This window comes from Streptomyces sp. SCSIO ZS0520 (assembly GCF_025643355.1).
In the GTDB taxonomy this organism is placed as follows: domain Bacteria; phylum Actinomycetota; class Actinomycetes; order Streptomycetales; family Streptomycetaceae; genus Streptomyces; species Streptomyces physcomitrii.
The window spans coordinates 822,225-845,646 of sequence record NZ_CP092644.1 but is presented as its reverse complement, the minus strand read 5'-3'; the positions used below and the strand labels follow the sequence as shown (position 1 = coordinate 845,646).

Here is a 23,422-nt window from a genome sequence, read left to right as displayed (position 1 = left end):
GCCGATTTTCCCGAGCCGCCCCGAAGGAGCCGATTCCGTGACGCCGTCGACCGCGCCGCAGCGGTCCGCGAACAAGCCGCGCCCCGACCGGCGCGGGCCCGCCGACTTCGGCGCCTGGTTCCTGGTGCTCCCGGCCCTCATCCCGATCCTGGTGCTGAGCGTCGCCCCGCTCGCCTACGGGATCGGCCTCGCCTTCACCGACGCCCAGTCGGGCCGCACCAGCGCCACCCAGTGGATCGGGCTGCTCAACTTCCGGGATCTGGCCGAGGACAGCCTCTTCTGGGAGTCCTTCCGCATCGGGCTGGTCTGGGCCGTGGGCGTAACGGTTCCGCAGTTCCTGCTCGCCCTCGGTCTCGCCCTGCTGCTCAACCAGGACCTGCGGCTGCGCTGGCTGGCCCGGGCGCTCGCGATCATCCCCTGGGCCATGCCCGAGGTCGTCGTCGGCATCATGTGGCGGCTGATCTACCAGCCCGACGCGGGCATCCTCAACGAGACCCTGCGCGATCTGCACCTCGGCAGCGGCCACGACTGGCTGACCGGCCTCGGCACCGCCCTGCCCGCCGTCATCGTGGTCGGCGTCTGGGCGGGCATGCCGCAGACCACCGTGGCCCTGCTCGCCGGGCTCCAGAACACCCCGCGCGAACTGCACGAGGCGGCGGCCGTCGACGGGGCCGGCGCCTGGCGCCGCTTCCGCACCGTGACCTGGCCCGCGCTGCGCCCGGTCGCCCTCGCGATCACCGCGCTCAACTTCATCTGGAACTTCAACTCCTTCGCCCTGGTCTACGTCCTGACCAGCGGCGGACCCGGCGGACGGACCAGGCTGCCCATGCTCTTCGCCTACGAGGAGGCCTTCCGCTACGGCCAGTACGGCTACGCGGCCGCGATGGGCTGCGCCATGGTCGGCGTGATCGCCCTGGTGCTCGCGGTGCGGCTGGCCGGACGGCTGCGGGGAGGCGAGCAGCGATGAGCGGACTGCGGACCTCGGGGCCGGGGCGGGCGGCGCAGTACCTCGCCCTGCTCGGCTATCTGCTCTTCCTCGCGGTGCCCTTCCTCTGGCTGCTCTCCACGGCCTTCAAGCCGCCGCGGGAGCTGAGCAGCCTGCACCCCACCTGGATCCCGCACCACCCCACCCTGGACAACTTCCGGCAGGCCTTCGACGAGCAGCCGCTGGTGGACGCCGCCCTCAACTCCCTTGTGGCGGCGGTCTCCGCGGCCGTGCTCGCGGTGCTCCTCGCCACGCCGATGGCCTATGTGCTCGCCCGCCGCCCGGGGCTCTTCTCCCGCGCGGCGACCGGCTGGGTGATCGTCAGCCAGGCCTTCCCGTTCGTCCTGATCATCATCCCGCTCTTCCTGATCCTGAAGAACCTGCGGCTGATCGACTCCGTCCCCGGCCTGATCGTGGTCTACGTGGTCTGGGCGCTGCCCTTCGCGCTGTGGATGCTGATGGGCTACGTCCGCGCGGTCCCGGTCGAGCTGGAGGAGGCGGCGGCGATGGACGGCGCCGGGCGGCTGCGCACCCTCATCTCGGTGACGGTGCCGCTGCTCGCCCCCGGGATCGTGGCCACCGCGCTCTTCGCCTTCATCAGCGCCTGGAACGAGTTCTTCTTCGCCCTGGTCCTGCTCAAGTCCCCGGAGAAACAGACCCTGCCCGTGGTCCTCACCCACTTCCTGGGCGCCGAGGGCGTCGCCGACCTCGGCCCGCTGGCCGCCGCCGCGCTGCTCGCCACGCTGCCCTCCCTCCTCGTCTTCGCCCTGATCCAGCGCCGCCTCACCAGCGGCATGCTCACCGGGGCGGTGAAGAGCTGATGACCGAGCAGCCGATGACCGCCCGCCGCACCTCCCGCACCCGCCGCGTCCCGGTCCTCGCCCGGCTCGCCGCCGCGCTCCTGACCGTCCTCGCGCTGCTGCTCACCGGCTGCTCCTCGGACGGCGACGGCGGCGACGACGGGGTGGTCCGGCTCCGCTTCCAGTCGCTCGCCTGGCAGCAGGAGTCCGTGGAGATCAACAAGAAGCTGGTCGAGGAGTGGAACGCCCGCCACCCGAAGGTGCAGGTCGAGTACGTCCAGGGCAGCTGGGACACCATCCACGACCAGCTGCTCACCTCCTTCGAGGGCGGCGAGGCACCGGACATCGTCCACGACTCCTCCGACGACCTCGCCGACTTCGCCTACGGGGGCTACCTCGCCGACCTGAGCAAGCTGCTGCCCCGGCGGCTCAAGGAGGACATCCCCGCGCGCAGTTGGCGCACCGCCGAATTCCAGGACGGCGTCTACGGGGTGCCCTTCCTCCAGGAGCCGCGGGTGCTGCTCGCCAACTCCCGCTGGCTGCGCGAGTCCGGGGTGCGCATCCCGACGCCGGAGAAGCCCTGGAGCTGGCCGGAGTTCCGCCGGGTCACCGAGCGGCTCTCCGGCAAGGGCCGCTACGGGGTGGCCTGGCCGCTGAAGGAGCCGGTCTCGGCCACCCTCAACCTCGGGCTCTCCTCGGGCGGCCGGATGTTCCACCGCGACGCCGAGGGCAAGGCGGAGGTCCGCTTCGAGGCCGGGGACCAGGTCATGCCGCGTACCGTGCGGGCCCAGGTGAACAGCGACCGCAGCGCCAGTGGGAGCACCCTCGGCATGAGCGCCTCGGACACGCTGCCCGGTTTCTTCGGCGGCAGGTACGCCATGGTCCCGCTCGGCTTCTCCTTCCGGCAGCAGGTCGTCCAGCAGGCGCCGAAGGGCTTCGACTGGCAGGTGCTGCCCGCCCCGGCCGGCAGCGCGGGGCTCGCCCAGGGGGTCAGCCCGCAGACCCTCTCCATCGCCGAGGACAGCCCGCACAAGAAGGAGGCGATGGCCTTCATCGACTTCTTCCTGCGGCCCCCGAACATGGTCCGGCTCGCCCGCGGCGACTGGATGCTGCCGACCGGCACCGCGGCCCTCGCCGACCCCGCCCTGCACACCCGTAAGAACGACTGGTCCCTCGGCACCGCCCTGGCCCGGCAGTTGAGCCCCGCGCCCGCGCAGACCGTGCGCGGCTACCCGGAGTGGAAGGACAAGGTGGCGACCCCCGCCTTCCAGGAGTTCTTCAGCGGCGCCATCGGCCTCCGGGAACTCAAGGCCCGCCTGGAGGACGACGGGAATCTGGTGCTCGCGCGCTATCAGCGCTGAGGGGGCTGCGCCGGGTGCCGGTAGCCCGTAGTCGGCCGCGCCGCCCCGCGCCGGGCCGGGTGCTCCCCTCGTGCAGGCCCGGTCCCGTACCGCCGGTCAATCGAGTGGACGAGACGTTTCGTCTCGCCTTATGGTGGCCGCATGACTGCCCCAGGTATCAAGCCCGCCCATATCGCCATGTTCTCCATCGCCGCGCACGGGCATGTGAACCCGAGCCTGGAGGTGATCCGGGAGCTGGTCGCCCGCGGCCACCGCGTGACCTACGCGATCCCGCCCCAGTTCGCCGAGCTGGTGGCCGAGACCGGCGCCGAGCCCGTGCTGTGGAACTCCACCCTGCCGACCGACGAGGACCCCGACGCCTGGGGCACCGAGCTGATCGACAACATCGAGCCCTTCCTCACCGACGCCGTCCAGGCCCTGCCCCAGCTCATCGAGGCCTACGGCGAGGACCGCCCCGATCTGGTCCTCTACGACATCACCGCCTACCCGGCCCGGGTGCTCGCCCACCGCTGGTCGGTGCCGATCGTCCAGCTCTCGCCGAATCTGGTCGCCTGGGAGGGGTACGAGGAGGAGGTCGGCAGGCCCACCTTCGAACCGCTCAAGCAGACCGAGCGCGGCCGCGCCTTCTACGAGACCTTCGAGGGCTGGCTGCGGGAGAACGGCCTGGACATCGACGTCGAACGCTTCATGGGCCGCCCGGACCGCTGCCTCGCGCTCATCCCCAAGGCGCTCCAGCCCGAGGCGGACCGGGTGGACGAGAGCGTCTACACCTTCGTCGGCACCTGCGGCGGCCGCCGGGCGGAGACGGCCTGGCAGCGTCCGGCCGACGCGGAGAACGTCCTCCTCGTCTCGCTCGGTTCGAGCTTCACCAAGCAGCCGGACTTCTACCGCGACTGCGTCGAGGCCTTCGGTGCGCTGCCCGGCTGGCATGTGGTGCTCCAGATCGGGAAGTTCGTCAGGCCGCAGGAGCTCGGGGAGATCCCGGACAACATCGAGGTCCACTCCTGGGTGCCCCAGCTGTCCGTACTGGAACAGGCCGACGCCTTCCTCACCCACGCGGGCGCGGGGGGCAGCCAGGAGGGCATCGCCACCCGGACGCCGATGGTGGCCGTACCGCAGGCCGTCGACCAGTTCGGCAACGCCGACATCCTGCAAGGTCTCGGCGTGGCGCGTCATCTGCCGATGGAGGAGGTGACCCCGGAGGCGCTGCGGGAGGCCGTGCTCGCCCTCGCCCACGACCCCGAGGTCGCCCGGCGGCTTGCGGAATTGAGCAAGCAGACCGCGGCCGAGGGCGGCACCTCGCGCGCCGCCGATCTGATCGAGGCCGAGCTGCGGTAAGGGTCCCGGGCGCCCGCGGAGGCTGAACTGCCTCGCCCGGGCGCCCGGTTGCCTCGTTTCTGTGCAGCGAGCGGGGAGATCGCGTCACGGAAGGATCAAGACATAACGCTGGGGTAACGAGGCCGAGTTGGGAAAACCCTAGGGACCACGCTCACCCCGTACGACATGTTGCACGGGGAAAGGGTTGTACGAGCACGCTCTTGTACCTTCGGTGAACCGCTTTCTAGCGTGAGGTGAATTCCATTCGAACGCCGGGAAGCAGAGCATGCGCCAAGACATACCCCCCCTCGCCGAAGTGCGCCGCCTCACGCAGAAGAAGCGGGACGCGTGGTGGACAGTGATGCTCGTCGACCCACTGGCCACCCCACTGGTCCGCCAGGTCGCGCTGCGCACCAGGATCACGCCCAACCAGATCACCTGGGGCGCCTTCCTGCTCGGCCTGGTCTCGGCCGGTTTCTTCCTGCTCGGTGACTGGCGCTGGCTGATCGCGGGCGCCCTCGTCTACCACCTGAGCTTCCTGCTCGACTGCATGGACGGGAAGGTCGCCCGGCTCACCGGCCAGGGCTCGGTGTTCGGCGCCTGGCTGGACTTCGTCTTCGACCGGATCCGGGTGATGGCCTGCGCGCTGGCCCTCGCGGCCGGGCAGTACAACCGCACCGGGGAGACCCGCTACATCTGGCTCGCCGCCGTGGTCGTCTTCCTCGACGGGCTGCGCTACATCAACTCCCTGGAGATCTTCAAGACCCGCCACACGATGCGCAAGCAGATCAAGTCGCGCATCAGGGAGGCCCGCCGCGCCCAGGACGCGGACTCGCTCGCCTTCATGGAGGACCTGCTCCGCGACAACCCCGAGGCCGACATCGAGCAGGACCTCGGCAGGGCGGCGGCCGCCGCGGCCGAGCAGTCGGAGCGGAGCCACCCGGAGGCCGGACCGGTCCACCCGGAGACCGGCCTGGCCCACAGCGGGGCCGAGGAGCCGGAGGAAGGCGCGGCGCTTCCCAAGAAGGCCCAAGTGGTCGACCTCCAGCAGGAGTTCCGGCGCAAGTTCCCCGCCTATCTGCGGCTGCGCTCCTTCCTGCTGCGCCACCGCATCCGGCCGCACCTGATCAGCGGCATCGAGTTCCAGATGGGCGTCTTCATCGTCGGCCCGCTGTGCGACGCGGTGCTGCCGGTCGCCCTGGCCTCCGGCGCCCTGCTGCTCGTCTTCGAACTCGCCATCATCTACAAGCTGCTGCTCTCCACGCGTGACTTCGCGCGGACCCTGGACTCCTTCGACCGGCCCGGGGTGACGGTCGCCGCCTGAGCGGCACCGCCACGGCAGAACGAGAAGCGGTGCGCGGCCGGGACAACTCCCGGCCGCGCACCGCTTCTCGTACCGCCCCTCAGGAGCTTCTCCCTACTTATACGGACTCCGCGTATACGGACTCCGCTCCCCGGGGGCTCCTCTTCTTGTCGAGGCTCCGCTTCCTACGTACTTCCCAGGACGCTTCCGCTCACCTACGAGCCCGTCCGTCCCCGCGCCCCGCTCAGACCCCGACCCGATGGTCCTGGGCCGGCCGCGGCGGTTCCGGGGCCGCGGGCGGCTCCGGCTCGTCGTGGGTCAGGTCCGGCAGGCGGTGCATCCACTTCGGCAGATACCAGTTGCGCTCGCCGAGCAGGGCCATCACCGAGGGCAGCAGCACCCCGCGGATCACCGTGGCGTCGATCAGGACCGCCGCGGCGAGGCCGACACCCATCTGCTTCATCGACTGCATGGACAGCGTGCCGAAGATGGCGAAGACCGCGACCATGATCACCGCCGCGCTGGTCACCACACCGGCCGTGGTCACCACGCCGTGCGTGATCGCGTCCTTGGTGCTGCGCCCGCGCACCTTCGCCTCGCGGATCCGGGAGACCACGAAGACGTGGTAGTCCATCGACAGGCCGAAGAGGATGACGAAGAGGAAGAGCGGCAGCCAGGTGACGATCGCCCCCACGCCCTCGGCACCCACCAGCGAGGCGCCCCAGCCGTGCTGGAAGACGGCGACCAGGATGCCGTAGGCCGCGCCCACCGAGAGCAGGTTGAGCACGATCGAGGTGAGCGCGATCGTCAGCGAGCGGAAGCAGAGCAGCATCAGGCCGAAGGCGAAGACCACCACGAAGACGAAGACCGGGGCGACCGAGCCCACCAGCTGCTCGTTGAAGTCGTGCGAGCCCGCCACCTGACCGGTCACCGGCGCCTCCAGCCCGTCGACCTTGCCGAGGGTCGCGGGGCGCACCTCGTCCCGGATCACCTGGAGGCTGTGCTCGGCCTTGTCCATGTCCGAACCGCCGATCAGCGGTACGTAGACGAAGGCGATGTTCTGCTTCTCGTGCACCTTGACGTCCACCGGACCGTGCGAGGCGCCCGCCTTGACCACCTGGCTGCGGAAGTCCTCCAGGGCGCCGCGGACGGCGGGGGAGGTGATGTCCTCGGCGGTGACCACCACCTCGGCCGGGTCGCTGCCGCCGGGGAAGGCCTTGTTGAGGCGGTCGTAGGTGGCGACGATCGGCAGGTCCTTGCCGAACTCCTGGTCCAGGGTGAGCTGTTGCGTCTTCATCCCGAGCGCCGGGGCCGCGACCGCGAGCAGGGCGCAGGTGGCGACGCCCAGCGAGACGGCCGGCTTGGCGAGCACCACCCGCAGCACCCCGCGCCACAGCCTGCTCTCGCCGCCGCCCGTCCGGCGGCCCCGGCGGCCCAGGAAGGGGATACGGCCCTTCTCCACGCGCTCGCCGAGCAGCGAGAGCAGCGCCGGGAGCACCGTCACCGAACCGACCATCGCGACCGCGACCACCATCAGCGAGGCGAGGCCCATCGCCTCGAACTCGGCGAGCCCGGTGAAGAGCATGCCCGCCATCGCCACGCACACCGTGACACCGGAGACCATCACGGCCCGGCCGCTGGTCGCCGCCGCGATCCGCAGCGCGGTGGCCGCGTCCCGTCCGGCGGCCCGCTCCTCGCGTTCCCGCCGCAGGTAGAAGAGGCAGTAGTCGACGCCGACCGCCATGCCCACCAGGAGCATCACCGAGCTGGCGGTCTCGCTCATCGGCTGGACATGGCTGACCACGGCCATCAGACCCATCGTCGCCATGATCGCGGTGACCGCGAGCGCCACCGGAAGCAGCGCCGCGACCAGCGCGCCGAAGGCGATGAGCAGGATGCCGAGGGCGACCGGCACCGCCGAGATCTCCGCCTGCTGGAAGTCGTCACCGAAGGCGTCGTCGAAGGTCTTGTTCATGCTGGCGCCGCCGATCTCCTCGATCAGCAGCCCCTGGTGCTTCTCCTGCACCCCGGCGACCGCGTCGAGCACCGGCTCCACCCGGTCCCCGGCGGTGTCCGCCTCCCCGCGCATGTCGAACTGGACCAGCGCGCTGCGCCCGTCCGCGGAGATCGTCTTCGCGGTGTAGGGCGAGGTGACGTCGACCGCCTCGCCGGTGCCCCGGACCGCCTTGATCACCGCGGCGACGGCGCTGCGGAACTCCGGGTCCGTGGCCTTCGGTCCCTTGTCCTTCGACTGGAGGAGGACGTTCTCGCTGGCGGGTTCCTCGATGCCCGCCTCCTCGACGATCTGTGCCGCCCGGCTGGTCTCGCCGCTGAGCTGGTCGCTGTCCTTGACTTCGACCGAGCCGACCGCGGTGCCGATCCCCAGGGACAGGACGACGAAGAGCACCCAGATGCCGACCGCGGCCCACCGGTGCCGCGCGCTCCATCCCCCGGCCCGGGCGGCTATGCCCCGGACCCGCGCGTGTGTGTTCCCCATGACGGGCTCTCCCCCTAGCTGTGCCTGGGACGGCACCGCGCCGTCGCCTTCACGGAAAACTTACGGCCGTCCCGTCCGCCCTTCCTCGTGCCGGCAGGTGAACCGCCGCCGCGGCCCCTCCTCCCAGGGGACAGGTCGGCTCCGTACGGGGAAGGATCCAGGCCCCTTACACCTAGATGGGCTTCACGTTGCCCAGGTCACACCGCGGCGGAGCGGGATGTCGGCTCTGCCGGGAGCGGGGTGATTTGTTATTACAGCCGCTTGTTGAAAACGTCACAGCTGTATGAAGGTCTTGATCTGGCCCCGACAATCGGTCAGGGTTTCGTCCCAACACCCGGAGATTCTCCGGGAGTACGGGGCTTGCGACAGCAAAGCTTGCGCGATCCCCGGATCCCCCCACACACCACGAGGAGACCTCTCTTCATGGCAACTCACAAGCGTTCGCGTTCCCTCAAGCTGACCGCCGCCATCGCCACCGCGGGCATGGCCGTCGGCGTCTCCGTCTTCGCCGGATCGGTCGCCGGTGCGGCCCCCGCCGAGGGCAAGGTCTACGGCACCGAGGCCAAGGGCGCCATCAAGGGCAGCTACATCGTCATGCTCAAGGGCGGCGCGAAGATCAAGGCCGCCTCCGAGGGCAAGGGCCTCGCCAAGGAGTACGGCGGCACCTTCAAGCGCGGCTTCGACTCCGCGGTCAACGGCTTCTCCGCCACCGGCCTGAGCACCTCCGAGGCCAAGCGCCTCGCCGCCGACCCGGCGGTCGAGAAGGTCGTCCAGAGCCACAAGTTCTCCATCAGCGCCACCCAGGAGAACCCGCCGTCGTGGGGTCTGGACCGGGTCGACCAGGAGGACACCGCGGGCGACAACGCCTACAACTACCCGGACTCCGCGGGTGAGGGCGTCACCGCGTACGTCATCGACACCGGCGTGCGCTACACGCACACCGACTTCGAGGACCGCGCCTCCTCCGGCTTCGACGCCGTCGACAACGACGACGACGCCAACGACGAGTACGGCCACGGCACCCACGTCGCGGGCACCATCGCCGGTGCCAAGTACGGCCTGGCCAAGAAGGCGAAGATCGTCGCCGTCCGCGTGCTCGACGAGAACGGCTCGGGCACCACCGAGCAGGTCGTCGCGGGCATCGACTGGGTCACCGAGAACCACGAGGGCCCCTCGGTCGCCAACATGAGCCTCGGCGGCGGCGCCGACGAGGCCCTGGACGCGGCCGTGCAGAAGTCGATCGAGTCCGGCGTGACCTACGCGGTCGCCGCGGGCAACGAGTCCTCCCCGACCGAGGGTTCGCCCGCCCGCGTCCCCGAGGCCATCACGGTCGCCTCCTCGACCAAGGACGACGAGCAGTCGGACTTCTCCAACTACGGTGAGGCCGTCGACATCTACGCCCCGGGCACGGACATCACCTCCGCCTGGAACACCGACGACGAGGCCACGGACACCATCTCCGGCACCTCGATGGCGACCCCGCACGTCGCGGGCGCGGCGGCCCTGTACCTGGCCGGCCACCCCGACGCGGCCCCGGCCGACGTCGCCACGGCGCTGACCGACGGTGCCACCCCGGACAAGATCAGCAACCCGGGTGAGGGCACGCCGAACAAGCTCCTGAAGGTCGTGGAGTAACAGCACAACGGGTCGGCCCGGGAGGACGCTCCCGGGCCGCACCGGTGAGCAGGCGGTCGTCGCGCCCGCCCCCACGGGGCGCGACGACCGCCTTCTCGTGCGCCCGCCCGTCCGCCCCGCACGCCGGTGGTCCCTCGGCTGCGCCCGTCCTGCGGCGGGGTGCGCGCTCCGGGCGGGCGGTGTCAGTGGGCCGTCCTATCGTGGCCCGCATGACGACATACGCGGCGCTGCTGCGCGGCATCAACGTGGGCGGCGGCAAGAAGCTGCCGATGGCCGGGCTGCGCGCCCTGCTCGAAGGCCTCGGGCACCGGGAGGTGCGCACCTATCTGCAGAGCGGCAACGCGGTCTTCCGCAGCGAGGAGCAGGACACCGGGGCCCTCGCCGCCGAGCTGGGCCGGGCCGTCGCCAGGGAGTACGGCTTCGCGGTGGAGTGCCTGGTGCGCGACCACGGCTATCTGCGGGCCGTGGCCGAGGGCTGCCCCTTCCCCGCCGAGCGCCTCGAAGGCCGCCAACTGCACGCCACCTACTACTCGGAGCCGGTCGAGGAGTCCCGCTTCGCCGCGCTCGACCCCGCGCAGTTCCTCCCCGAGGAGTTCCGGCTCGGCGACCGCGTCCTCTACCTCTACGCCCCCGAGGGCCTCGGACGCTCCAAGCTGGCCCCGGCGCTGGCCCGGCCCGCCTTCACCAGGGGACTGGTCGCCACCACCCGGAACTGGAACACCGTCCTCAAGCTGGTGGAGCTGACCGAGGAGTGAGCCGGGGCCCGCCGGGGCCGCAACACCCGGGACACCAGAGGGAGTTGAGGACTAACGTCGCCACCATGACCACCGAGGAAACCCCCCGCGTCGACTTCTGGTTCGACCCCGTGTCCCCGTACACCTGGATCACCTACCGCTGGCTCCTCGAAGTCGAGCGGCAGCGCCCGCTCGATCTGCGCCTGCACCTCATGAGCCTGTATCTGCACAACGAGGGCAGGCAGCTCCCCGACTGGCAGCGCAGGGCCGTGGACCAGTCCCTCCGCGTGGCGCGGGTGGCGGTGGCCGCCACCGAGGCCAAGGGCGAGGAGATCCTGCGCGAGCTGTACACCGCCCTCGGTAAGTGCTTCCACTTCCCGGGGTACGTCCGGGGTCAGGACCGCGACTACGACGGGGCCATCACCACCGCCCTCGCGGAGACCGGGCTGCCCGCCTCCCTCGCCGCCGCGGCCGACGACCCCTCCTGGGACGAGGCGGTCCGCCGCAGCCACGAGGCGGCCCTCCTCCCCGGCACCGAGGGCCATGTCGGCACCCCGACCCTGCATGTCGACGGCGCGGTCTGGTTCGGCCCCGTCCTGCGCGCGACCCCCCGCGGCCCGGCGGCGGTCGAACTCTTCGACAGCTTCCGGGTGCTGGCCCGCAACCCCGACTTCTTCGAGCTCAAGCGGGCCCGGGCGGGCGGCATCGACTTCGGCTGAGGAGGCGCCAGGGGAGGGCCGGTGCGCCGCTCGGCCGTTGCCCCGCGGTGGCCCTGGGGCGGGCCCGCTCCGGGACCGCTAGGCGCCGAGCGCGGCCGGCACCGGCAGCAGGGCCTGCTCGTAGCGGCGCAGCAGCAGCCTGGTCACCTCGGGCGCGGCGCCGAGCACCCCGGCGAGCACCTCGGCCTCCGCGGCCCCGGCGGCGATCCGGTCCGGCAGGAACCCGGGGGCGAGGACGTACGGGGCGACGGCCACCCGCTCGGCGCCCCGGGACCGCAGCTCCCGTACCGCGTCCTCGGTGCGGGGGAGTGAGGCGGAGGCGTAGGCGGGCAGTACCGCCTGCCAGCCGCCGGTGGACTGCCAGTCGCGGGCGAGGCGTTCGATCACGGCGAGCGCCGCCGGGTCAGAGGAGCCCGCGGCGGCGAGCACCACCCCGGTACGGGACCGGTCGGCGCGACGCACCCCGGCCTCGGCGAGGCGGCGCTCCAGGGCGGTGCGCAGCAGCGGCGAGGGGCCGAGCACCTCGGCCTGGCGGATGCGCAGGCCCCCGCGGGCCCTGTGCAGGACCGCGGGGATGTCGGACTTGGCGTGGAAGGCGTGGCTCAGCAGCAGGGGCTGGGCGATGACGTCCCGTACCCCCTCCGCCGCCAGGCGCCCGAGGGCGGCCGGGACGGAGGGGACGGTGAACTCCAGGAAGGCCGTCTCCACCCGCAGCCCGGGGCGCAGCGCGCGCACGCTCTCCACCAGGGCGTGCACCGTCGCGGCATGCCGCGGATCGCGGCTGCCGTGGGCGATGACGACGAGGGCGGGAGCGTGCACGTGCGGGCCTTTCGGGGGAGTGGCAAGGGAGGGGCCGGGGCCTCTTCTCCGGAGCGGGCGGGCTGTTCTCCTAGCTCTTGACGAGGAGTCCGCGGCTGCGGAGCACCCAGCGCTCCAGGGGGCTGAAGATCAGCAGGTCGATGGCGATGCCGACGAAGAGGATGAGCAGGATCGCCTCGAAGACCATCGCCATGTCGAGCGCGTTGCGGCCGTTCTCCAGCAACTGGCCGAGCCCCACGCCCAGATCGGGGAAGGAGGCGATGATCTCCGCCGCCATCAGCGAGCGCCAGGAGAACGCCCAGCCCTGCTTCATGCCCGCCACATAGCCGGGCAGCGCGGCGGGCAGCAGGACGTGCCGGACGCCCTTCAGCCCGGTCGCGCCCATGGTGCGGCCCGCCCGCAGGAACAGCGGCGGGACCTGGTCGACCCCGGAGACCAGGCCGTTGGCGATGGAGGGCACGGCGCCGAGCAGGATCACCGCGTACATCATCGAGTTGTTGAGGCCCAGCCAGATCACCGCGGGCGGCACCCAGGCCACCGACGGCAGCGACTGGAGCCCGGAGAGGATGGGCCCGATGGCCGCGCGGACGAACTTCACCCGGGCCACGAGCAGCCCCAGCGGGGTGCCGATGAGTAGGGCGAAGGCGAAGCCGAGGAGGCCGCGCGAGACGCTGGTCCAGATGTAGCCGAGCAGTTCGCCCTTGCGCCAGGACTCCTCGAACTGGTCCCAGACCGCCCCGGGCGAGGGCAGCTTGGTGGGGTCGTCCACGATCTTCAGCGAGATCAGCGCCTGCCAGACCACCAGGACGACGGCCACCGCGATCACCGGGGGCAGGATCTTCTCGGTGAAGGTCTGCCGCCAGGGCGTACGGCCGGTCGCCGTGGACTCCAGGGCGTCGAGGCCCGCCTCGATACCGGCGAGTCCCGTGCGCTCCGTCGTCTTCGTCTCAGTGCTGGCCATGACGGCGGATCTCCTCGCGCAGGACTTCGGTGATGCCGAGGGACAGTTCGGCGACGGGGGCGTCCTCGATGCGGCGCGGCTGGGGGATGTCGACGGTCCACTCGCGGGCTATCCGGCCCGGCCGGGAGGAGAGCAGGACCACCCGCTGGGCGAGCCGGACGGCCTCGCGGACGTTGTGCGTCACGAAGAGGACCGAGACACCGGTTTCGGCCCAGATGCGGGTCAGTTCGTCGTGCAGGACGTCCCGGGTGATGGCGTCGAGCGCCGCGAAGGGCTCGTCCATCAGGAGCAGCTTGCTCTCCTGGGCCAGCGCGCGGGCCAGGGCCACCCGCTGGCGCATCCCGCCCGAGAGCTCGTGCACCCGCTTGCCGTACGCGCCCTTCAGACGCACCAGCTCGAGCAGTTCCCGCGCCTTCCCGGGGCGCTCCGCCTTGGCGACCCCCCGCAGTTTCAGGGCGAGTTCGATGTTCTTCCCGGCGGTCAGCCAGGGGAAGAGCGCGTGCTCCTGGAACATCAGGGCGGGGCGGCCGTCGGTGGTGAGGGAGCCCGCGGTGGGCCGGTCGAGCCCGGCCACCAGATTGAGCAGGGTGGACTTTCCGCAGCCGGAGGCCCCCAGGAGGGTGACGAACTCGCCGGGCGCGACATCGAGGCTGATGTCGTCCAGGACGAGCTGCGGTCCGCTCGGGCCCGGGAAGGACTTCGAGACATGATCGAGACGTGCCGCGTGGGCCACGGACTCGTCGGCCTTGGCGAGGGTCGTGGATGTGGCCATGGTCGTCACCTCCTGGGGACTCGTCGGGTACGGGATCAGCGGACGCCGAGACCGGCGTCGTCGACCGGCTTGCCGCCCCGTTCCGCGAGGACCTTGTTGAGGGTGCTGAGGTCGTAGATGCCCTTGAGGTTCGGCTTCTCCAGGAGCCCGGCCTTGACCGCGTGGTCCGCCTCGGTGTCGAGGGTGGCGGCGAGCGGGTCGTTGGTGAACTGGATCGACTGCCACGCCGGGTCGAGCACCTTGGGCGGCAGCGCCTTGCCCGAGTCCGCCTCCAGCTGCTTGTTCGCCGAGGCCTTGGCCTTGTCCGGGTTCTTGCCGATCCACTCGTTGGCGTCGACGGCGGCCTTCAGCACGGCCTCGACCGCCTTCGGGTGCTCCTTGAGGAAGCCCTGCCGCACGATGATGTTGGTGATCACGAACTTCTTGTCCGGCCACAGGTCGGCCTCGTCGAGCAGCACCTTGCCGCCATCGGAGACCAGCTTCGAAGCGGTCGGCTCCGGCACCCAGGCGCCGTCGAGGGAGCCGCCCTTGAAGGCGTCCGGGGTCACCTTGTTGTCGCTGCGCACGACGGTGACATCGCCCTTGCCGCTCTGCGCGTCGACCTTCCAGCCCTTCTCGGCGATCCAGTTGAGGAAGGCCACGTCCTGGGTGTTGCCGAGCTGCGGGGTCGCGATCTTCTTGCCCTTGATGTCGTCCAGGGTCTTGATCTTCTTCGGATTGACCACCAGCTTCACCCCGCCGGAGGCCGAGCCGCCGATGATGCGCAGGTTCTTGCCCTGGGACTTGGTGTAGCCGTTGATCGCGGGGGAGGGGCCGATCCAGCCGATGTCGATCGACTTCCCGTTGAGCGCCTCGATCTCCGAGGGACCGGCGTTGAAGGTGGCGTAGGAGGCCTTGGTGCCTCCCAGGGCCTTCTGGAAGAAGCCCTGCTCCACGCCCACCAGCGCCGTTCCGTGCGTCAGGTTCGGGAAGTAGCCGATCTTGACGGAGTCGAGGCCGTCGATCTTCTTCGCCCCGTCGGCGACCTTCTGGTTCTCGGAGCTGTCGTCCGACTCGGACCCGTAGCCGCAGGCCGTGGCGGCCAGGGCGAGCAGGGGCAGGGCGGCCAGGGCGGTCAGGCCGCGGCGCAGGGTCGTTCTGTGGGCTGGCACGGGAGGGGGTCCTCTCGTCGGACCGGCACGGCGCGGCTACGGCGCGGCCGGGAGATCGGCAGGTTCGGAAGGTGTGCGGGGGGTGCGGGCGCGCAGGCAGTGCGCGTACGTCAGCGCACACATCGCGCGACCCCGCCCTGTCCGCTGCCGAGGGCGCCGCTGCCGACGCGGCCGCCCTCCTTGGCGAACGTCACGAAGAATCCGGGCAGTCGCATCTCAGAAGTCCCAGCCCTCGTCGTCCGGCCGGACGTCCTTCGCCGCCTCGGCCGCGAAGGACTCGCCCGCCATCCCGGCGGCCAGCGTGGTGCCGTCGGCCGGGTCGATCAGCAGGAAGGAGCCGGTGCGGCGGGAGTCCTTGTAGGCGTCCAGGGCGAGCGGTTCGGCGGTACGCACCTTCACCCGGCCGATGTCGTTGGCGACCAGCTGCCCGGGCGCCGGGTGCTGGGAGAGGTCGTCCAGGGTCAGCCGGGAGGGGATCTCCTTGACGATCGCCTTGACGGTACGGGTGGTGTGCTTGAGCAGCACCCGGTGCCCGACGGTCAGCGGCTGGTCGGCCACATGGCAGACGGTGGCCTCGATGTCCTGCGAGGCGGGCGGCACATCGTGGCTCGGCACGATCAGGTCGCCGCGGGAGATGTCGATGTCGTCGGCGAGTAGCAGGGTCACCGACTGCGGGGTCCAGGCGGCCTCGGCCGGCTCGCCGAGTACGTCGATCCCGGTGATCGTCGAGCTGCGGCCGGAGGGCAGCACCGTGACCTCCTCGCCGACCCGGAAGGTCCCGGCGGCGATCTGGCCCGCGTAGCCGCGGTAGTCGGGGTGCTCGGCGGTCTGCGGCCGGATCACGTACTGCACCGGAAGGCGGGCGTGGCACTCGGCCAGGTCGTGGCTGACCGGGACGGTCTCCAGGTGTTCGAGGACGGTGGGGCCGCCGTACCAGTCCATGTGCGCGGAGGGCTCCACGACATTGTCCCCGGCGAGCGCGGAGATCGGGATCGCGGTGATCTCGGGGACGCCCAGCTCCCCGGCGTAGGCGGTGAACTCCTCGGCGATGGCGGCGAAGACGGACTCCCGGTAGTCGACCAGGTCCATCTTGTTGACCGCGAGGACCACGTGCGGCACCCGCAGCAGGGCGGCGATCGCGGCGTGCCTGCGGGTCTGCTCGACCACGCCGTTGCGGGCGTCGACCAGGATCACGGTCAGCTCGGCGGTGGAGGCGCCGGTGACCATGTTGCGGGTGTACTGCACATGCCCGGGGGTGTCCGCGAGGATGAACCGGCGCCGGGCGGTGGCGAAGTAGCGGTAGGCCACGTCGATGGTGATGCCCTGCTCGCGCTCGGCCCGCAGCCCGTCGGTGAGCAGGGCGAGGTCGGGTGCCTCCTGGCCGCGGCCGAGGGAGACCCGCTCGACGGCCTCCAGCTGGTCGGTCAGCACCGACTTGGAGTCGTGCAGCAGCCGTCCGACCAGGGTCGACTTGCCGTCGTCCACGGATCCGGCGGTGGCGAAGCGCAGCAGGGTGGTCGCCGAGAGCCCGGCGAGCGGCTCGCTGATGCTGGTCATCTCTAGAAGTACCCCTCGCGCTTGCGGTCTTCCATCGCGGCCTCGGACATCTTGTCGTCGGCGCGGGTCGCGCCCCGCTCGGTGAGCCGGGAGGCGGCGATCTCGGTGATCACGGCGGCCAGGGTGGTGGCCTCGGAGTCCACGGCGCCGGTGCAGGACATGTCGCCCACCGTGCGGTAGCGCACCAGCCGGGTCTCCACCGGCTCCTCCTCGCGGGGGCCGCCCCAGTCGCCGGCGGTCAGCCACATGCCCTGGCGCCGGAACACCTCGCGCTCATGGGCGAAGTAGATCTCCGGCAGCGCGATCCGCTCCCGGGCGATGTACTGCCAGACGTCCAGCTCGGTCCAGTTGGAGAGCGGGAAGACGCGGACGTGCTCGCCGGGTGCGTGGCGGCCGTTGTAGAGCTGCCACAGCTCGGGGCGCTGGCGGCGCGGGTCCCACTGGGAGAACTCGTCGCGCAGCGAGAACACCCGCTCCTTGGCGCGGGCCTTCTCCTCGTCGCGCCGCCCGCCGCCGAAGACCGCGTCGAAGCGCAGCTCGCGGATGGCGTCGGTCAGCGGCACCGTCTGCAGCGGGTTGCGGGTGCCGTCCGGCCGCTCGCGCAGCTTCCCGGCGTCGATGTACTCCTGCACCGAGGCGACATGCAGCCGCAGCCCGTGCTCGGCGACCGTGCGGTCCCGGTACTCCAGTACCTCGGGGAAGTTGTGCCCGGTGTCGACGTGCAGCAGGGAGAAGGGCACCGCGGCGGGCGCGAAGGCCTTCAGCGCCAGGTGCAGCATGACGATGGAGTCCTTGCCGCCGGAGAAGAGGATCACCGGCCGCTCGAACTCGCCCGCCACCTCGCGGAAGATGTGCACCGCCTCGGACTCGAGCGCGTCCAGGTGGGAGAGCGCGTAGGGAGAGCCGGTGCCCTCGTGCGGGCTGGTCGCCGTCGTCGTCATGCCAGGCCCCTCTCGGTCAGCAGCGCGTACAGGTCCGCGGCGGACTCCGGCACGCTCTGGGTGTGCGAGGCGATCCGCAGGTCCGGTGAGACGGGTGCCTCGTAGGGGTCGTCGACTCCGGTGAGTCCGGATATCTCACCGGCCGCCTGCTTCGCGTACAGGCCCTTCACATCGCGTACGGAGCAGACCTCGACCGGGGTGGCCACATGGATCTCCAGGTAGCCGGTGCCCTGGCTCTGGTGCCGCTTGCGGACGGCCTCGCGGCTGTCCGCGAAGGGGGCGATGACCGGGACGAGGACCAGGACGCCGTTGCGGGCGAGGAGTTCGGCGACGAAGCCGATCCGCTGCACATTGGTGTGCCGGTCCTCGCGGCTGAAGCCGAGCCCCGCGGAGAGGAACTCGCGGATCTCGTCGCCGTCCAGCACCTCGGTGCGGCGGCCCTCGGCGCGCAGCCGCCCCGCGAGTTCGTTCGCGAGGGTGGTCTTGCCCGCGCTCGGCAGCCCGGTCAGCCAGACCGTCGCGCCCGGCTTCTTCTCGTCGCTCATCCGTGCAGCCCGCATTCCGTCTTGCCGGTTCCGGCCCAGCGGCCGGCACGTGCGTCCTCGCCCTCCAGCACCCGGCGGGTGCAGGGCGCGCAGCCGACGGAGGCGTAGCCGTCCGTCAGCAGGGGGTTGGTCAGTACGCCGTGTTCGGCGACGTAGGCCTCGACATCGTCCTGGGTCCAGCGGGCGATGGGGGAGACCTTGACCTTCTGCCGCTTCTCGTCCCAGCCGACGACCGGGGTGTCCGCCCGGGTCGGCGACTCGTCGCGGCGCAGCCCGGTGGCCCAGGCCTGGTAACCGGCGAGGCCCTCCTGGAGGGGCTGCACCTTGCGCAGCGCGCAGCACAGGTCCGGGTCGCGGTCGTGCAGCTTCGGCCCGTACTCGGCGTCCTGTTCGGCGACCGTCTGCCGCGGGGTGAGGGTGAGGACGTTGACGTCCATCACCGCCTCGACCGCGTCCCGGGTGCCGAGGGTCTCGGGGAAGTGGTAGCCGGTGTCCAGGAAGACCACGTCCACGCCGGGCAGGGCGCGCGAGGCGAGGTGCGCGACGACCGCGTCCTCCATCGAGGAGGTCACGCAGAAGCGCTCGCCGAAGGTGTCCGCCGCCCAGCGCAGGATGTCGAGGGCCGAGGCCTCTTCGAGGTCCCGGCCGGCCTGTGCGGCGAGGGGTTCGAGGTCCCTCGCCGTCGGGATCGTCGTCATGCCGTCTCCCCTCCGTCGCCCGGGCCGCCGCCCGGGGTGAGCCCGCGGGCCAGCAGCCCGAGGAACTTCAGCTGGAAGGCCCGGTTGCAGTCCGCGCACTCCCAGGCGCCGTGGCCCTGCTCGCCGGGCCGCAGGTCCTCCTCGCCGCAGTAGGGGCAGTAGAAGGGTGCCGCGCGCTCGCTCATGACAGGGCCTCCGCGGAGGCGCGGGCCGCCCAGGTGGCGAAGCGCTCGTCCTCCTCGCGCTCCTCCTGGAAGCGGGTGAGCACGCGCTCGACGTAGTCCGGCAGTTCGTCCGCGGTGACCTTCAGCCCGCGCACCTTGCGGCCGAAGCCCGCCTGGAGGCCGAGCGAGCCGCCGAGGTGCACCTGGAAGCCCTCGACCTGATTGCCGTCCCCGTCCAGGACGAGCTGGCCCTTGAGGCCGATGTCCGCGGTCTGGATACGGGCGCAGGCGTTCGGGCAGCCGTTGATGTTGATGGTGACCGGCTCCTCGAACTGGGGCATCCGGCGCTCCAGTTCGTCGATGAGCGCGGCACCGCGGGCCTTGGTCTCCACGATCGCCAGCTTGCAGAACTCGATGCCGGTGCAGGCCATGGTGCCGCGCCGGAAGGGCGAGGGCCTGACCTGGAAGTCGAGCGACTCCAGACCGGAGACCAGCGAGTCGACCTGGTCCTCGGCCACGTCGAGGATGATCATCTTCTGCTCGACGGTGGTACGCAGCCGGTCGGAGCCGTGCGCCGCGGCGAGGTCGGCGATCTTCGCCAGGGTGGCACCGTCGACCCGGCCCACCCGCGGGGCGAAGCCGACGTAGAAGGTGCCGTCCTGCTGCCGGTGCACGCCGATGTGGTCGCGCCAGCGGGAGCGGGGCTCGGCGGGGGGCGGGCCGTCGAGCAGCTCCCGGCCCAGGTACTCGTCCTGGAGGATCTGGCGGAACTTCTCCGGGCCCCAGTCGGCCATCAGGAACTTCAGCCGGGCGCGGGTGCGCAGCCGCCGGTAGCCGTAGTCGCGGAAGATGCCCACGACCCCGGCCCAGACATCGGGCACCTCCGCCAGCGGGACCCAGGTGCCGAGCCGTTCGGCCAGGCGCGGGTTGGTGGACAGGCCGCCGCCGACCCAGAGGTCGAAGCCGGGGCCGTGCTCGGGGTGCTCGACGCCGACGAAGGCGATGTCGTTGATCTCGTGGACCACGTCCTGCACCGGGGAGCCGGAGATGGCGGTCTTGAACTTCCGCGGCAGGTTGGAGAACTCCTTGGAGCCGATGTAGCGCTCGTGGATCTCGTCCACCGCGGGCGTGCCGTCGATGATCTCGTCGGCGGCGATGCCCGCCACCGGCGAGCCGATGATGACGCGGGGGCAGTCGCCGCAGGCCTCGGTGGTGGACAGGCCGACGGCTTCGAGCTTCTCCCAGATCGCCGGGACGTCCTCGATGCGGATCCAGTGCAGCTGGATGTTCTGCCGGTCGGTGACATCGGCGGTGCCGCGGGCGTACTCCTGGGAGACCTCGCCGATGACGCGCAGCTGCTGGGCGGTCAGCCGGCCGCCGTCGATGCGCACCCGGAGCATGAAGAACTTGTCGTCCAGCTCCTCCGGCTCCAGGATCGCGGTCTTGCCGCCGTCGATGCCGGGCTTGCGCTGGGTGTACAGGCCCCACCAGCGCATCCGGCCGCGGAGGTCGCTGGGGTCGATGGAGTCGAATCCGCGCTGGGAGTAGATCGTCTCAATGCGCGTCCGCACGTTGAGACCGTCGTCGTCCTTCTTGAACTGCTCGTTGCCGTTCAGGGGAGTGCGGTGCCCCACGGCCCACTGACCCTCGCCGCGATGGCGGCTCGCCTTGCGGCGCGGCGCGGCGGAGTCGGACTGCTGGGGGGTAGCCATGGCGATACGTCCTTCGGACAGGCTGGGGGCGGCTCTGACGTGCGGGTACGGGCGCGTGCGAAGGTGCACGTGCGGCTCTGCACGAGTACGGGGAAAGGTTTCTCGGGTGCTGCTGGAGGTGTCAGCGCGCCGGACAGATGGCGCTGGACAGGCGGCCGAGGTCGACGTGCCGCCGACTCACCAAGGCAATTCCAGCTCGAGACATGACGGAAGCGTGGCACGGCGATCTCAGAGGAGTCCACCGACATCCACTATGTGGACGGCATTGTCTCGTTCTGTGGGATGGCGTGGTGGTGGTCACATCGGCCGTACGCGGTCTTGACCCGGTGCGGGCCCGGGCGGGGCCCGCCGGTGCGGACCGGCCGGGATCCGGCCCCGGCTCAGTCCCGCGGGGCGGGGAAGGCGCCCGGCCAGGGGCCCGGGTTCGCGGTGTCCGGCTCCTCGGTCACCTTCGTGTCGAAGAGCGTGAAGCCCCGGCGCAGGTAGTTGTCCATGGCGTGCGGACCGTCCTTGCTGCAGGTGTGCAGCCAGACCCGCTTGGTCGGCGGCAGCCCCGGGTGGCGCTCGGCCAGGTCCCAGGCCCGCGCCACCGCGATGCCGAGGAGATGGCCACCGATGCCCCGCCCCCGGAAAGCCGGAATCAGGCCGAAGTAGACGATCTCCACCACGCCCTCCTCGCGGGCCGCCAGCTCCGCGTACCCGGCGGGCGTCCCCCGCACAGAGGCCACCCAGGTCTCCGCCCCGGGCCCTGAGATCTCCCGCTGCCACTGCTCGTACGGGAGACCGAGCCGGTCCGTCCAGCGCACGTCCTGGCCGACCGCCGTGTAGAGGAAGCGGCTGAACTCGGCGGAGGGCACCTCGGCGCGGACGATCCGCACCTCCTCCCGGGGCGCGCTCGCGGGCCGCTGCTCGTCCGGTGAGTTCTGCTCCAGGGACCAGGTGGTGACAGTGAGGGTCATGGCGTCCAGCGAATCACGTCCGCGGCGCGGCCGGAAGCCGGGTCCCGGCGGCCGGGCCGCCGGTGCCGGGACCGCGGGCCCCGGCGCACCCCGAGCCGTCTCAGACCTCGGGCCGCGCCCGCTCCACCCCGGGCCGCGCCCCCTACACCTCCGGCCTTGCCCGCTCCACCAGCGCGGCCAGATGCAGCCCCCGCGGCAGGGTGCCGAAGGCGGAGCCCCAGTCGCGGCCGAGCCGGGAGGCGCAGAAGGCGTCCGCGACCTCGGCCGGGGCGTGCCGTACGAGCAGGGAGCCCTGGAGGACCAGGGCCATCCGCTCGACGACCCGGCGGGCCCGGGCCTCGATGCCCTCCAGGTCGGCCAGCTCGGTGAGCAGTTCCTTGATCGCCGTGTCCAGCCGGTGGTCGGCGCCCCGGGCCGCGCCCACCTCCTCCAGGAAGGCGGCCACCGCCTCCGGCTCGCGTTGCAGCGCCCGCAGGACATCGAGGGACTGGACGTTGCCCGAACCCTCCCAGATCGAGTTCACCGGCGACTCGCGCAGCAGCCGCGGCATCCCGGACTCCTCCACATAGCCGTTGCCGCCCAGGCACTCCAGGGCCTCCGCGGTCACCGGGGTGCACCGCTTGGTGACCCAGAACTTCGCCGCCGGGACCGCGAGCCGCAGCAGGGCGCGCTCGCGGGGGCCGCCCTCGTCCCAGGCCGCCGCGAGCCGCAGCGCGAGCACCGTCGCCGCCTCCGACTCCAGGGCCAGATCGGCGAGGACGTTGCGCATCAGCGGCTTGTCGATCAGCCGCCCGCCGAAGGCCTCCCGGTGGGCGCAGTGGTGGGTGGCCCGCGCGACGGCCTGCCGCATCAGGGCGGCGGAGCCCAGCACGCAGTCGAGCCGGGTCGCCGCGACCATCTCGATGATGGTCCGCACCCCGCGCCCCTCCTCGCCCACCCGCCGCGCCCAGGTCCCGTCGAACTCGACCTCGCCGGAGGCGTTGGACCGGTTGCCCAGCTTGTCCTTGAGGCGCTGGAGGGCGAAGGCGTTGCGGCTGCCGTCGGGCAGCACCCGCGGCACCAGGAAGCAGGTCAGGCCCCCCGCGGCCCGGGCGAGGACCAGGAAGCCGTCCGACATGGGCGCCGAGCAGAACCACTTGTGCCCGGTGAGCGTGTACTCGCCCTCGGCGGCCAGCGCGGTGGCCTCGGTGGTGTTGGCGCGGACGTCGCTGCCGCCCTGCTTCTCCGTCATGCCCATCCCGAACAGGACCCCGGCTTTCTCCCCGGCCGGGCGCAGCCCCTGCTCGTAGATCCGCGAGGTCAGCAGCGGCTCCCACACGGCGGCCAGCGCCGGGTCGGCGCGCAGCGCGGGCACCGCGGCGTGCGTCATCGACAGCGGGCAGCCGTTGCCGGCCTCGGCCTGCGACCAGATCAGGAAGCCCGCCGCGCGCCGCAGATGCCCGGCGGGCCGCGTCCAGGCATCGGTGAGCCCCGCGGCCACGCCCTTGCCGAGCAGCCGGTGCCAGGAGGGGTGGAACTCCACCTCGTCGACGCGGTTGCCGAAGCGGTCGTGGGTGCGCAGCCGCGGGGTGTGGGTGTCGGCCAGCTCGGCCCACTCCTGCACCTGCGCGGAGCCCGCGGAGCGGCCCAGCCCGGACAGCTCCTCCCGGATCTCGCCGAGGAGCAGGGGATCGGCATGCCGTGCGACGCCCTCCACCAGGGCCCGGTCCGCCGTGAAGACGTCGTATTCCACCAGGGGCGGGGCCTGGTTGGTCACGGTATGAGTGCGCGCTGCCATGCCGATACGGTAAGG

At 71.6% G+C, this 23,422-nt stretch carries 22 protein-coding genes; 8 read left to right on the top strand and 14 right to left on the bottom strand.

Annotation, left to right across the window (positions count from 1 at the left end; genetic code table 11):
- Positions 1–37 precede the first annotated feature (37 nt).
- From MID12_RS02845 to MID12_RS02825, 5 genes are all read left to right on the top strand, one after another.
- Positions 38–967: a carbohydrate ABC transporter permease gene (locus MID12_RS02845; protein ID WP_263164666.1), complete on the top strand. Its 930-nt coding sequence runs from the start codon at positions 38–40 to the stop codon at positions 965–967.
- A gap of 5 nt (positions 968–972) precedes the next feature.
- Positions 973–1,806 (top strand): carbohydrate ABC transporter permease, encoded by an 834-nt coding sequence (locus MID12_RS02840; RefSeq protein ID WP_040256105.1) that lies wholly within the window; start codon positions 973–975, stop codon positions 1,804–1,806.
- On the top strand, positions 1,806–3,146 hold the full coding sequence (locus MID12_RS02835) for an extracellular solute-binding protein (protein WP_411576896.1): 1,341 nt from the start codon (positions 1,806–1,808) through the stop codon (positions 3,144–3,146). Before MID12_RS02840 ends, MID12_RS02835 begins: the two co-directional genes overlap by 1 nt.
- A gap of 141 nt (positions 3,147–3,287) precedes the next feature.
- Positions 3,288–4,484: a macrolide-inactivating glycosyltransferase gene (gene mgt / locus MID12_RS02830; RefSeq protein WP_040246518.1), complete on the top strand. Its 1,197-nt coding sequence runs from the start codon at positions 3,288–3,290 to the stop codon at positions 4,482–4,484.
- Positions 4,485–4,749: 265 nt separating this feature from the next.
- Positions 4,750–5,787 carry a CDP-alcohol phosphatidyltransferase family protein gene (locus MID12_RS02825; protein ID WP_263164664.1) on the top strand — a complete coding sequence of 346 codons (1,038 nt, stop codon included), beginning with the start codon at positions 4,750–4,752 and terminating at the stop codon, positions 5,785–5,787.
- Between the two features lie 223 nt (positions 5,788–6,010).
- On the opposite strand, the gene MID12_RS02820 is transcribed toward MID12_RS02825, so the two are convergent.
- Positions 6,011–8,263: an MMPL family transporter gene (locus MID12_RS02820; protein ID WP_040246514.1), complete on the bottom strand. Its 2,253-nt coding sequence runs from the start codon at positions 8,261–8,263 to the stop codon at positions 6,011–6,013.
- 423 nt (positions 8,264–8,686) lie between these two features.
- Between MID12_RS02820 and MID12_RS02815 the strand changes: the two genes are divergently transcribed.
- From MID12_RS02815 to MID12_RS02805, 3 genes are all read left to right on the top strand, one after another.
- On the top strand, positions 8,687–9,898 hold the full coding sequence (locus MID12_RS02815) for a S8 family peptidase (RefSeq protein WP_263164662.1): 1,212 nt from the start codon (positions 8,687–8,689) through the stop codon (positions 9,896–9,898).
- 209 nt (positions 9,899–10,107) lie between these two features.
- Positions 10,108–10,653 (top strand): DUF1697 domain-containing protein, encoded by a 546-nt coding sequence (locus tag MID12_RS02810; RefSeq protein ID WP_263164660.1) that lies wholly within the window; start codon positions 10,108–10,110, stop codon positions 10,651–10,653.
- Between the two features lie 65 nt (positions 10,654–10,718).
- Positions 10,719–11,351 carry a DsbA family protein gene (locus tag MID12_RS02805; RefSeq protein WP_263164659.1) on the top strand — a complete coding sequence of 211 codons (633 nt, stop codon included), beginning with the start codon at positions 10,719–10,721 and terminating at the stop codon, positions 11,349–11,351.
- A gap of 78 nt (positions 11,352–11,429) precedes the next feature.
- Here the strand turns inward: MID12_RS02805 and MID12_RS02800 are convergent, their stop codons facing one another.
- The 13 genes from MID12_RS02800 to MID12_RS02745 form a co-directional block, all read right to left on the bottom strand.
- Positions 11,430–12,170, bottom strand: coding sequence for a sirohydrochlorin chelatase (locus MID12_RS02800; protein ID WP_263164657.1), 741 nt, complete (start codon positions 12,168–12,170; stop codon positions 11,430–11,432).
- Between the two features lie 70 nt (positions 12,171–12,240).
- Complete coding sequence (locus MID12_RS02795) at positions 12,241–13,131, bottom strand: ABC transporter permease (protein ID WP_263164655.1); 891 nt, start codon at positions 13,129–13,131, stop codon at positions 12,241–12,243.
- Positions 13,118–13,903 (bottom strand): ABC transporter ATP-binding protein, encoded by a 786-nt coding sequence (locus tag MID12_RS02790; RefSeq protein ID WP_040246506.1) that lies wholly within the window; start codon positions 13,901–13,903, stop codon positions 13,118–13,120. Before MID12_RS02790 ends, MID12_RS02795 begins: the two co-directional genes overlap by 14 nt.
- A 35-nt stretch (positions 13,904–13,938) precedes the next feature.
- A complete protein-coding gene (locus tag MID12_RS02785) occupies positions 13,939–15,054 on the bottom strand; it encodes an aliphatic sulfonate ABC transporter substrate-binding protein (RefSeq protein WP_040246504.1) in 1,116 nt (371 codons plus the stop codon).
- A 216-nt stretch (positions 15,055–15,270) separates the two neighbouring features.
- Positions 15,271–16,611, bottom strand: a complete 1,341-nt coding sequence (locus MID12_RS02780) for a sulfate adenylyltransferase subunit 1 (RefSeq protein WP_040246501.1) — start codon at positions 16,609–16,611, stop codon at positions 15,271–15,273.
- 2 nt (positions 16,612–16,613) lie between these two features.
- Positions 16,614–17,552, bottom strand: coding sequence for a sulfate adenylyltransferase subunit CysD (gene cysD, locus MID12_RS02775; protein ID WP_040246499.1), 939 nt, complete (start codon positions 17,550–17,552; stop codon positions 16,614–16,616).
- Positions 17,549–18,097, bottom strand: coding sequence for an adenylyl-sulfate kinase (cysC, locus tag MID12_RS02770; protein WP_040246497.1), 549 nt, complete (start codon positions 18,095–18,097; stop codon positions 17,549–17,551). The genes cysD and cysC overlap by 4 nt, the downstream gene beginning before the upstream one ends.
- On the bottom strand, positions 18,094–18,795 hold the full coding sequence (locus MID12_RS02765) for a phosphoadenylyl-sulfate reductase (RefSeq protein WP_040246496.1): 702 nt from the start codon (positions 18,793–18,795) through the stop codon (positions 18,094–18,096). Before MID12_RS02765 ends, cysC begins: the two co-directional genes overlap by 4 nt.
- Positions 18,792–18,980, bottom strand: coding sequence for a hypothetical protein (locus MID12_RS02760; RefSeq protein ID WP_040246495.1), 189 nt, complete (start codon positions 18,978–18,980; stop codon positions 18,792–18,794). The genes MID12_RS02765 and MID12_RS02760 overlap by 4 nt, the downstream gene beginning before the upstream one ends.
- Positions 18,977–20,671 carry a nitrite/sulfite reductase gene (locus tag MID12_RS02755; RefSeq protein WP_040246493.1) on the bottom strand — a complete coding sequence of 565 codons (1,695 nt, stop codon included), beginning with the start codon at positions 20,669–20,671 and terminating at the stop codon, positions 18,977–18,979. Before MID12_RS02755 ends, MID12_RS02760 begins: the two co-directional genes overlap by 4 nt.
- Before the next feature lie 121 nt (positions 20,672–20,792).
- Positions 20,793–20,876, bottom strand: coding sequence for a putative leader peptide (locus MID12_RS32360; RefSeq protein WP_312885822.1), 84 nt, complete (start codon positions 20,874–20,876; stop codon positions 20,793–20,795).
- Positions 20,877–21,051: 175 nt separating this feature from the next.
- Entirely contained in the window at positions 21,052–21,630 is a 579-nt protein-coding gene (locus MID12_RS02750; protein WP_040246491.1) for a GNAT family N-acetyltransferase, read from the bottom strand.
- Positions 21,631–21,772: 142 nt separating this feature from the next.
- Entirely contained in the window at positions 21,773–23,407 is a 1,635-nt protein-coding gene (locus tag MID12_RS02745; protein ID WP_263164646.1) for an acyl-CoA dehydrogenase family protein, read from the bottom strand.
- Between the last annotated feature and the right edge of the window lie 15 nt (positions 23,408–23,422).